The following is a 10815-nucleotide window of genomic DNA, read 5'->3' as shown; positions in this document are numbered from 1 at the left end:
AATTTGGCCGTGAGTTCCACGGTGTCAGCCTGTGGAGAGGAAGGCTCTGGCGCACGTCGCAAGACGGCGGTGAAACCAGCCTCGAGGAAGCAGGAAGTCCGCTTTGAACCGGCTTAGGCAGGTTCGAGTAGGTCTGATAGAACGGCGGACGACTCCATGCAGCGAACTAGTGCAGCAGATGGAGGCGGGGCGGGAGCGCCGAATGGCACGCATCGGAAGAGCGTCGGTGGAAAATCCGCCGCTCCACAGCTCGTGCCGAGATAGGGCTGTCTGCGCTCAATTGCAGCCTTGTCGGAGGACGATGCCCGCTTTATCCTCCGGTCACGGGAGAGTCCGTCTCGTGGCTAGAATCGCCTCGTTCGAAGCCGAAGCTTCGCGCTACGATGCGTGGTTTAGAAAACATGAGGCGGCGTACATCTCGGAGTTGCTCGCCCTGCGGCCGTTCGTGCCATGGGAGGGGCGCGGCATCGAGATCGGGGTCGGCAGCGGCCGTTTTGCCGCACCGCTGGGGGTGCGGGTAGGCCTCGATCCCTCCCCTGCGATGCTCGCGCTCGCCAAGCAGCGCGGGATCCAAACGGTGGTGGGGATCGCCGAAAAGTTGCCTTTTGCGGCTGGGAGCTTTGACTATGCCTTGGTGGTAACCACGATCTGTTTTGTCGATTCACCGGCAACGATGGTGGTGGAGGCGCATCGGGTGCTCCGGCCGGGTGGTCGCCTCACGATCGGTTTCATAGATCGGGAGAGCGCCCTGGGACAGGAGTATCTCGCGCACCAGGCGGAGAATGTATTTTATCGCGAGGCAACTTTTTATTCGGCGCTCGAAGTCGAGGGGCTGCTTAGGGAAGGCGGCTTTTCGATCGATGCCTGGGCGCAGACGCTGGAGCGTCCCCTGGCCGAGACGCACGGGATCGAACCGTTGCGGACCGGACGAGGCCAATGCGCGTTTGTGGTCGTTGCAGCAACGAGGGTGGATTGACCCGTGAAGGCATTTGGCGGGATCATCATCCTAGCGGCTGTGCTCTGTTCTTCACGGGCAAATGGGGCGCCTCTGCCGGCCCAAGTTTGGGGAAATCGCCCGATTTTGGGGTGGGCCAGAAGGGAGTGGGCACTTTTGACGAAAACCCAGTGCTACATTGTGAATAGATGTATGCAAGAGAGCGCTTGAGGGAAACTGCATGTAGTCGAGCAGGTTGATGATCTCTCCTTGTCTTTCTGCGCATCGTTCCGAGCCGGTGGCCGAGCGGGAGAGGCTACCGGTAGGTTCGACTGGTGGAGAGCTACTCCGATCGAGAAAGGATCCAGCAACGGACGGAGGCTGATCTTGGGCGGAAGGAGTTGGGGACTCCTCATCTTGATGGGCTTGCGGAGCTCTTGGGGGCGGAGTCGCAGAAGAGGATGGAGCGGTCGAAGCCGGAAATCAGCGCGGTTTTGGGAACCGGCGCTGGAGCGAGGGCGCTTTGGGAGTAACTGCAATTCTCCGAGCTTTTGGATGCATGCCCGGAGCGGCGGCACGGTCTTTCCCTTGCGGAGCGAGCCGTGGTTCTTGTGGTCAATCGGCTCATTTCTCCGGGAAGCGAGCATACGCCGGCCCAACGGCTGGAGACCGACTATGCCCCGATCGGGGAGGGGAACGCATTCGGCCGGTCTGGAAGCAAACAGGTCGGCTTCGGGATCTCTTTTGCCTCAAGTCCGAAATGGTCTCCTACGATTGGACTTCTCCCCACTTTGAAGGGGAAGACTCCAAGGAGCTTGGTTCCATTCGGCTATAGCCGGGACCAGCGGGAAGGCGAGGGCGAATCTTTGTTAGGAGTCGTCATGTCGGGAAGTTGGCCCATGGCCACGCTGTCTTCCGAGGCAACTCAAAGATTTGGAGAGGGCGCAGGCGGTGGTGGAGGATTTGGAAAAGCGCCTTGGGGCTGCCTCGGGCAGTCTTCGTGGGGATCGGGGCATGGTGAGCGGGGTCAACCGCGGCCTGCTCCGGAGACAGGGCAGGGTTTTTTGTGGAAGTGGGCTGGCGGCAGATTCCGGAGGTCCGGAAGGAGATCCGGTCCCCGGAAGATGTGCTGGCACTTCCCAGCCCGGCCTTCGCTCCCCGGAGAGCGGGACTGCCAGGGGCCGGGTTGCCTTGCTCAAAAGGAGGTTTTTCGGAAGAGGAAGCGATTTGCCGGTTTTGAGAGAAACAACGGAATTCGTGCACCAATCAAAAACCAACGATTGTTCGTTGAAAATGCATCCTTTCCTCCAGAAGCGTCCTGCCTCGCTCGCTGCCTTCTCCCCGTGCGACGCCGGAAACGCAAAAAATGGCCAAGCAGGAAGCTCGGCTTTTCGAGGCGTTTTCGTAAGTCGCTGAAGCTAATGGCTGCCGCGCTAGGACTCGAACCTAGAACACCCAGATCCAGAGTCTGGTGTGCTACCAATTGCACCACGCGGCAGTGATGAGGGTAGTGGTCTTTGTAGGCGAAAACCGCTCCCGTGGCAAGGGTTGGAAGCGGATTAGGCAAAGTAGCGCCAGTCGAGATCGGGAAAGAGATTGTCGCGCCGTTCGCATTCGCTCAGGAATGCAAAGTCGGGAGCGTGCCTTTCGAGTTGGCTGCAAAGGGTGTTGAGGCGGTAGAGGTGGGTTTCGGTTCTGCGCTTGGCGTAGGCGGATGCGGTCCCAGTCTTCATGAGGAAGGCCCAGTCGCTCGCCTGGGCGAGAAGGAGTTCGCGGGCGGCTTGGCGGAGAAGCCGCTGGGGCGGCCTTCGGTGGGAGGCGTACCGCTTGGCCTGAGCGACCAGACGCCGCGCACCGTTGTGGAGAAGGGGGTAGATCCAGTCGTTTTCTCCGCTGAGCCAGACCTCGGAATGGCCGCGCCAGCCCCAGGAAGAGGAAGCGGGCCGGGCGAGCTGCTGAGTCGGATGACGCTCGAGATATTCGGAGGGAGTGATCGGAGAGAGGGAGAGGGGATCGGCCGCCATCCCTCGGAAGAGGAAATCGAGAAATTGCGGGCCCTCGTACCACCAGTGGCCGAAGAGCTCGGCGTCGTAGGGGGCGATTACGATGGGAGGAAGACCGAAGCCCTGCTCCCGAAGGGATGCGACCTGGCTCCGCCGCTTGGAGAGGAAATCCTCGGCATGGAGCGCCGCCGTGGCTCGGGCCTCCTCGGGGGAGTAAGGCTCCTTGTCCGGGGTCTTTCCCGTAATCCGATAATATTTGATCCCGAGAAACTTTCGCTCCCCGGTCGGTAGGATGTAGGGCCGGAGGTAGTCGTAGTCGAGCTCGAAGCCGATGTCCCGATAGAACTCCCGGTAGTGGAAGTCGCCGGGGTACCCTTCGGCTGCGCTCCAGACTTCCCGGCTCGAGTCGACATCGCGTGCGAAGGCGGCGGGCCCCCAGGGGGTGTAGGCTGGAGCGAAGAAGCCGAATTGGGGGCGGGGTTCGCCGAAGAGCAGACCGTGGGAGTCTACCACGAACCAGCGAATCTCGGCCTCCTGCAGGAAGGCCTCGACTCCTGGATAGTAGGCGCATTCGGGAAGCCAAAAGCCTCTCGGGTCTCCGCCGAAGAGAGTTCGGTGGGAGTCACGGGCGATGAGGATCTGCGCTCGGACGGCTTCGGGGGTTTCGGCGAGGAGGGGGAGATAGCCGTGGGTCGCCCCGCAGCTGATGAGTTCGAGCTTCCCGGTTTGGGCGATCCGCCGGAAAGCGCCGAGAAGGTCCGCCTGGTAGCGGACGAAGTAGTCCTCTCGGGCTTGCTCGAGCTTGTTGCGGTAGAAGTGGGCCAGATCGTGGAAGGGCGGGGAGAGGATCGTCCGATCCGATTCCCGGCAGGCGAGCTCGAGGAGCCGCTCAAGATGGATCCGGTAGCGTCTTTGGAGGAGTGGATCCCCCAGCATCGCGCAGAGGGTGGGGGAGAGGGAGAGCGTGAGTCGGAAGTCGATGCCGTCCCGCAGGAGTCCTTCGAGGACCGAGAGGAGGGGGAGGTAGCACTCGGTGATCGCCTCGAAGAGCCAGTCTTCCTCGAAAAACTCCTCATGCTCGGGATGGCGGACAAAGGGAAGGTGTCCGTGGAGAAGGATGGCAAGGTAACCTTGGGTTTCCACGACCCGCGCGTTCCGGCCCTCTTGGCTCTCCCCCATCCGGAGATTCACTCGGGAATCCGGCCGAGCGGCTCTGCGGGCAGTGGGGGCTGGGGGGTGGCGTCGACTTCACCCTGGTACCGGCTCTGCCGGAGAAACGAGAGGGTCGCCCCACGGGTTTCCACCTTGTCGGGCGAGATGGCCTCGATTGGGATTCGGTAGCTTCCGTCGGGGAGGAGGAAGTGGTAACGAAACGTTCCGTCGGGCTGCAACGAGATGGGCCTCCCCAGGACCGTGACTTGGGCCTTGGGATCGGTTCCACCGTAGAGGATGAGCTCCGCATTGACGTGGAGGAAAAAGCCGCGCCCGCGCCCCATCCCGGGAGGAAGGGCCCAGGAAGCCCCGATGGGACCCAAGGCCCACGACGAAGGCCAGGCGAAGGAGCCCGGCCAAGCAAAGCTCCCGGGCCAGCCGATTCCCAAGGCGGGCCAGGTGAGGGATCCGGGCCAAGCGGCTGCCGAGCCGGGCCAGGGAAAGGAACCCGGCCAGGAAAAGAGACCAAAGCTCGAAGGGCTGCCGGCGAAGCTGCCAGCCGTTTGACCGAAAGACCAACTTCTCTCCCAGAGGGAGGAGAGTTCGGGCGAGACGGAGGAAGAGCTTTCCTGGGGCTCCTGTTGGAGACGGGCCAAGGTTTCGGCGACCCGCTCGCCCGGACGGGAAAGGGGGCGGAGCTCGCGGGAGAGCTGGCCGAAGGGGACCTTCGGGGGAAGGGTGAGGAAGGTCCGATCGGTCCGTTCCGAGGGTGCGAAGCGGGGTAGCGTGACCGGCTGGGAGAAGCCCAAGGAATGGAAGCTCCTCCGCGCTCCCTGGGCTTGGTAGATGCCGAGCTCGGCCGAAAAGGTTTCTCCGGCTTCGGAAAGCGGAAAGTACCAGTTGCGACAGCCGGGGGGCAGGACATGCTCCTCGCGGATCGTCCCGTCCGCCCGGCGGAGACGGAGCAGGACGCAGCCGTCGTCGGCCGCCCGCGCGGCTTGGACCAGGCGTTCCTCAGGCCAGTTCCAGTAGGCGAAGAGGGAGTCGGGTCCCCGAGGAGCCAGATAGAGGCGAAGGGATGCCGCCCCGGTTGCGGTCGCCGAAAGGCCCTCGAGAGGAGGATCGACCGAGACGGGGGCGGGCCGCTCTACTACCGAGTCGATCGCCGGCTCGAGAACGAGGGTTGGGTCGACCGGGATCTGCGATCGGACGGCCTTCCTCGTTCGCGCTCCGGCTCGGCTGCGCTTCGGCGAGGATCGAGATCGGGACGTCCGTTGGCGATGGGTTGCTTTGCGCGAGGTCATGGCCTTCTCATCCTTCTCTGCGGATTTCGCAGCCGCTCGAGCTCCTTCCCGGCTCCAGGCATGGATGGCCGCAGGGCTCCGAATGGCGAAACGAAATGGCTTCCGGTTCCGACCGAAGCTTCTCTGTCTTTTCCGAAAGACAGGAGGATCATAGAGGAATCGAAGCGGTTCGGCCAGCGGGAAGTCGAGGAAATCTCCCCTGACGGTGGGAGGAACCGAGCCGTCAGCCCCTTGACCACCGGTGCCAAGGAGGATAGGCTACCGAATTACCGTGCTTATGCGGCGGCTGCTTTTCGCCCTGCTCCTTCTCGGGCTCTTGCCCGTTCGGCTCTATGCCCCGCTCGTTTGGAGGCCCGGCGAGGGTTGGACCGATGAGAGCACCGGGGCTGGGCTTTCCGCTTCCAGCTCACGCGACCAGCTGGCGCTGGGGAAGAAGTTCCTGGAAGCGAAAGACTACGATAACGCTCTGCGCGCGTTTATGGTTCTGGTGCGGCGCTGGCCCTATTCTTTTTTCGCTCCCGAGGCGCAGTTCCGGATCGCCGAGTGTTTGGAAAAGCGCGGGGACTTTCTCAAGGCCAATAAGGCCTACGACAAGATGATTCAAAAGTATCCGGCGAGCTCCTTTTTCGAGCAGGCGCTCGAGAGGAAGCTGGCGATCGGCAATCTCTATCTGGCCGGCGAGCCGCAGCGGCTGCTTGGGGTGCCTTTTGGGCCCTCGATGAAGATTGCGGTCGACATCTACGAGTCGATCATTCGGGCCGCTCCCTACGGGCGATTGGCTCCAGTTGCGGAGTTTCAGCTCGGGCTCGCGCGAACCAACGAGAAGAAATATTCGGAGGCGATCGCGGCCTTTAGCCGGATTCTTGACAAGTATCCCAACTCGGAGCTGGCCGACGATGCACAATACCAGTTGGGCTATACTTGGTTCGTTTCGGCTTTGGCCACAGCGTATGACCAGAGCTCGGGCGAGAAGGCGATGGAAGCATTCGAGGACTATATCGTCCGTTATCCGTTGGGAGATAAGGTAGCCGCCGCTCGGGAGCATCTGGCCCTTCTCAAGAAGAGGGCAACGCTTGGCAGCTTCAACATCGCCGCATTTTACGAGAAGACCAAGAATTACAAGGCCGCTTTCATCTACTACAGCGACGTGATTCGCCAGAATCCCGATTCGGAACAGGGGAAGATCGCAGAGCAAAAGGTCAAGCTGCTCCGGCCGATGGTCGAAAAAGATCTGGGCCTGCCTTCCGCCGGCACGACGAGCGTCAACGCTCCGACGACGATTCCCACTCTTCCGGCGGCCACCACCCCGCAGGCAAGCACGGGAGCGAATGGCCCGTGAGGTCGAGGGGGAAAAAAGCGGCGCTCCGCGCCTGGCTGCCGCTGCTCTTGCTTCTGGCCCTGCTGACGGGCTGCTCGGGGGGCTATCGTCTGGGCACCATCGGGGGCAAGCAGATGCAGGGGATTCGCACGATTTGGATCCCGACGGTGCGCAACAAGACCATCATCCCGCAGCTCCAGTCGATGGTCACCAACGAGATCATTCAAGCCTTCGATAACGACGGGAGTTTGCGCACGGTGGGTCCCGGGGAGGCGGATGCGGAGCTCGATGTGACGATCACCGACTTCAGCCGGATCCCGATTCGCCCGGAGCTGCTCGATCCGCTGACGACCGCCGAGTACCGCTTTGTCCTCATCGGGAGCGTGACGCTGCTCAACCGGAAGCTCGGACGGAAGACGCTCAATGGGGTGGGCGTATCGGGATCGAGCTTCTATTTTACCCAAGTCAATATGCCGGAGGCTCAGCGGCAGGTGATGCCCTGGGTCGCGCAGGACTTTGCAAAGCGGGTGGTGACGCTAGTCACCGAGGGATGGTAGCTCCCCCGGCCCAGGAACCGGGAGAAACTCGTACGGCCCGAAGCGGAGTATCTTCGAGAGTCGGCTGGTAAGCCATCGCTTGGCTACGGCAATCGCGGAAGCGAGCGAATCTCCCCAGGCGAGCCGGGCGGTGATCGCCGCGGAAAGGGTGCAGCCGGTTCCATGGGGAGAGACTCCCGGGACGCGGGGAGCGGCGAAGCGTTGGATCTCCCCTGCGTCGGCAAGAAAGTCTACCGCCGAGACTCCTTCCAGATGACCTCCCTTGAGGAGGAAGGGGACTCCGAATCGCTTCGAGAGTTCCAAGGCCGCCCTTTCGGGATCATCCGGGGGACGGAGCGGTCTTCCCAGGAGAAGCTCGGCTTCGGCACGGTTCGGGGTGACCAAACGGGCGAGGGGAAAGAGAGATGCGCCCAGGGCGGCGACTGTCTCCCGGGCGGATAGGGGCTCTCCGCTCGAGGCGACGAGGACCGGATCGACGACGAGGGGCAAGCCGCCGGCTACGGCGCTCAGCCGGTCCGCGACCTCGCGGACGATCTCGGGACGATAGAGCATCCCCGTCTTGACGGCGGCCACCGGCAGCGCCTCGAAAACTGCCTCGATCTGATCGCCGACCAGGGATGGGGAGAGCCCGGAAATTCCCAGGACCCTACCGGGGTGCTCGGCGACGATCGAGGTGATCGCGGTGGCTCCGTAGGTACCAAAGAGAAAGAAGGTCTTTAGGTCCGCTTGGATGCCCGCGCCGGCGCTCGAATCGGAGCCGGCGATCGAGAGGGCGACCGGAAGCGGGCCAGAAGGAAAAAAGCGTATCATAGAGCCTTGTCAAAGGGGAGAGGCGGATCTATTGTAGATTCGTTTTTCTTCTTTCGGAAACGGAAATGAAGAAGCCATCGATACCACTCGCTCTTCCCGGCCTTGAGGTAAAAATTGAGCGCCTTCGCTTCCGTGTCACCTCGGAGGAAGGAACGGATCGTCCGTTGGTCTGCCAGTACTACCTGAGCATCAGCAATGGAAGCGATCGGACCGTCCGGCTCCGGGGGAGAAAGTGGGTTCTCACCGAGCAGACGACGGGCGAACGGGTAGTAATCGAAGGGGAGGGGATCGTCGGCTCATTTCCCGAGCTGCGACCCGGGGAGAAGTTCCGCTATTCGAGCTACCACTTGTATCGGCAACCGACGGTGGCCGAAGGGGCCTACTTTGGAGAGGACAAAGACGGAACGCCGATCGTCGTCGGGATTCCGCGCTTCCGTATGGCTGCCGCGCCGGAGGGAGAGGCCGACCGAGCCCTTCCCTAAAGAGGGGAACCCCCTTCTTACCCCTCTTTTGGGAAAATTCATTGCGTCCTCGGGGCGTTTGCCTATCCTTAAGGGCATAGTTCTCAAATTCGAGACGGAGACGAGAAGTTCTGCCCGTGGAAGAAGAAATCGCCGCTGGGTCGGAGAAGACTTCCCTTGGGTCGGGTCGGGGAAACAAGCGACCCATCCTGCGATGAAACAAATCTTCCTTCCGCAGGAACTCGGCTTCGTCGCGTCATCGGCACTCCTTCGCGCCCCTAGCGCCAAGGACGTTCAGAGTGCTCCTCGCCGGGGTCGCCATTCCGCGCCCACCGGCTCGCCCTATGTTTGCGAGCAAAGGCGAATCAGCGCGAATCGAGGAGGGAAAGAGCCGAGCGAGAACCGGACCGACAAAACGAACGAAACAATCAGGAAGAGATCCATTCCGGCTTCTTCGCTCTCGCGGGCGGCGGGATTTGGGGTCTTCCACCAACGGATAGTCAATCATGAGTCAGGATCCTTCATATTCGAGAAACTCCGGGCGTTATCCCAGGAGAGACCAGCGATCGAAGAGGCGCAGCCGCGGAAGGCCTCCGGAGCCGCCGCGCCAGCCGTCCTTCGGAGAGAAGGTGCAGTCCTTTTTCCAGGGATTGTTTGGCAAGCGGGAGGAGCCGCCAGCTCCTGCGACCCGTCCCGGCGCCCCGCGCGAGCGGGAGGGGCGGAGGCCCGGGGGGCAGGAACCAAAGCGCGAGGCGCCGATGTTCGAATCGGTCATCGAGCCTTCGACTCCTAGGCTCTATGTCGGCAACCTTTCTTACGATGTCGCCGAAAGCGACCTCTTCGACCTTTTTTCGAAGGTCGGGCAGGTGAAGAACGTCGATATCGTGCGCGATCGGAGGACGAATCGCTCCAAGGGTTATGGCTTTATTGAAATGGCGGATCTGGAAGCGGCCAAACAAGCCTTTACCCAGTTGAATCGAACCGACCTTGTCGGCAGGCAGATCGTCGTCAGCGGAGCGAAATCGGAACGCCGAGAAGGCAGAAGAGAGAGCTCCGAGCCCTCGCAGTAGCTTGCGGACGCGCACCATGGGGGTCGATCAGGCGCTTTCGCTGCTTCTCCGCGGCGCCGAGCAGGTCCACTCTTTGCACGAGCTGCGGGAGCGTTTGGCGGCCTGCCGTCCGCTCCGGGTGAAGTTCGGAGTCGATCCGACTTCCCCCGATCTCCACTTGGGCCATTCGGTTCCGCTTTTCAAGCTGCGTCAGTTTCAGGATTTGGGGCATCAGGCCGTTTTGGTGATCGGCGATTTTACCGCCCAGATTGGCGATCCGACGGGAAGGAATGCGGCTCGGCCCGAGGTTTCCGAAGAGGAGGTTCGCCGAAACGCGGCGACCTACCGGGATCAGGCCTTCCGCATCCTCGACCCGGAACGGGTGGAAATCGTCTGGAACGCGAGCTGGTTTGGGAAGATGTCCAGCCGGGAGCTGCTGCTGCTCCAGCGCCGGGCGACTGCGACCCAGATCCTGCAAAGGCGGGATTTTCAGCAGCGCTGGGAGAAGGGCGAGCCGATCGGCCTCCACGAGCTCCTCTATCCGCTCCTCCAGGGGTGGGATTCGGTCATGGTGCGCGCCGACGTGGAGATCGGTGGCAGCGATCAGCTCTTCAACATGCTGATCGGCCGGGATCTCCAGGAGCAGGTGGAGCAACCGCCGCAGGTAGTGCTGACCCTTCCGCTCCTGGAAGGAATCGACGGCGAAAACAAGATGAGCAAGTCGCTCGGGAATGCAATCGGCGTCTCTGAGCCTCCGGATGCGATCTTCGGGAAGACGATGAGCATTTCGGACGAGCTCATGGCGAAGTGGTATCCCATTTTTCTGGACGCTCCTCTCGCGCCCGAGCTCCATCCCATGGAGGCCAAGAAGGCGCTCGCCGAACGGCTCGTCGCCCGCTTCCATGGGGAGGAGGCGGCGAAGAAGGCGCGCAAAGCCTTCGAGCGGGTCTTCTCGCAGCGGGAGGTGCCGGAGGAGGTTCCGGAATTCGCTCTTCCGGGCCACGAGATCCCGATCTTGGAGGCGCTTCTTTTGATCGGGGCGGTTCCGAGCAAGTCGGAAGCAAGGCGCCTTTTAACCCAGGGAGCCGTGCTGGTCGACGGATTGAGGATTACCGATCCCCGCGCCATCGTGAGCCTTGGAGCGCATCCCCTCCTTCGTTGCGGCAGGCGCTTTTTCGCGCGTCTCAAGCCCGAACGGGGGTAAGCCCGAGCCGTGGGCCGCATAAC

At 62.2% G+C, this 10815-nt stretch carries 9 protein-coding genes and 1 tRNA gene; 6 read left to right on the top strand and 4 right to left on the bottom strand.

Going from position 1 to position 10815, the window contains the following annotated elements; all coding sequences use genetic code 11:
• The first annotated feature begins 340 nt into the window (after positions 1-340).
• Positions 341-976: a class I SAM-dependent methyltransferase gene (locus tag FN369_RS10190; RefSeq protein ID WP_142526028.1), complete on the top strand. Its 636-nt coding sequence runs from the start codon at positions 341-343 to the stop codon at positions 974-976.
• A gap of 1380 nt (positions 977-2356) precedes the next feature.
• Here FN369_RS10190 and FN369_RS10185 read toward each other — a convergent pair.
• From FN369_RS10185 to FN369_RS10175, 3 genes are all read right to left on the bottom strand, one after another.
• Positions 2357-2432 (bottom strand) — tRNA-Gln (locus FN369_RS10185).
• 61 nt (positions 2433-2493) lie between these two features.
• Positions 2494-4116: a glycoside hydrolase family 57 protein gene (locus FN369_RS10180; protein WP_142526027.1), complete on the bottom strand. Its 1623-nt coding sequence runs from the start codon at positions 4114-4116 to the stop codon at positions 2494-2496.
• 8 nt (positions 4117-4124) lie between these two features.
• Positions 4125-5393: a DUF4912 domain-containing protein gene (locus FN369_RS10175; RefSeq protein ID WP_142526026.1), complete on the bottom strand. Its 1269-nt coding sequence runs from the start codon at positions 5391-5393 to the stop codon at positions 4125-4127.
• 277 nt (positions 5394-5670) lie between these two features.
• On the opposite strand from FN369_RS10175, the gene bamD reads away from it, so the two are divergent.
• Complete coding sequence (gene bamD / locus FN369_RS10170; RefSeq protein WP_178087804.1) at positions 5671-6732, top strand: outer membrane protein assembly factor BamD; 1062 nt, start codon at positions 5671-5673, stop codon at positions 6730-6732.
• Positions 6729-7268: an LPS assembly lipoprotein LptE gene (gene lptE / locus FN369_RS10165; protein WP_142526024.1), complete on the top strand. Its 540-nt coding sequence runs from the start codon at positions 6729-6731 to the stop codon at positions 7266-7268. Before bamD ends, lptE begins: the two co-directional genes overlap by 4 nt.
• On the opposite strand, the gene thiD is transcribed toward lptE, so the two are convergent.
• Positions 7248-8078: a bifunctional hydroxymethylpyrimidine kinase/phosphomethylpyrimidine kinase gene (gene thiD / locus FN369_RS10160; RefSeq protein ID WP_142526023.1), complete on the bottom strand. Its 831-nt coding sequence runs from the start codon at positions 8076-8078 to the stop codon at positions 7248-7250. The genes lptE and thiD overlap by 21 nt on opposite strands.
• 65 nt (positions 8079-8143) lie before the next feature.
• On the opposite strand from thiD, the gene FN369_RS10155 reads away from it, so the two are divergent.
• The 3 genes from FN369_RS10155 to tyrS all read left to right on the top strand — a co-directional run bounded on the left by FN369_RS10155 (position 8144) and on the right by tyrS (position 10792).
• Positions 8144-8560, top strand: a complete 417-nt coding sequence (locus FN369_RS10155; RefSeq protein WP_142526022.1) for an ApaG domain-containing protein — start codon at positions 8144-8146, stop codon at positions 8558-8560.
• A 737-nt stretch (positions 8561-9297) separates the two neighbouring features.
• Positions 9298-9609 carry an RNA recognition motif domain-containing protein gene (locus tag FN369_RS10150; RefSeq protein ID WP_142526032.1) on the top strand — a complete coding sequence of 104 codons (312 nt, stop codon included), beginning with the start codon at positions 9298-9300 and terminating at the stop codon, positions 9607-9609.
• Positions 9610-9625: 16 nt separating this feature from the next.
• Entirely contained in the window at positions 9626-10792 is a 1167-nt protein-coding gene (gene tyrS / locus FN369_RS10145; RefSeq protein WP_142526021.1) for a tyrosine--tRNA ligase, read from the top strand.
• The last annotated feature ends 23 nt before the right edge of the window (positions 10793-10815 follow it).

This window comes from Methylacidimicrobium cyclopophantes (assembly GCF_902143385.2).
Lineage (GTDB): Bacteria > Verrucomicrobiota > Verrucomicrobiia > Methylacidiphilales > Methylacidiphilaceae > Methylacidimicrobium > Methylacidimicrobium cyclopophantes.
The sequence above is the reverse complement of the archived record's forward strand: the minus strand, read 5'-3'. Positions and strand labels throughout refer to the sequence as shown.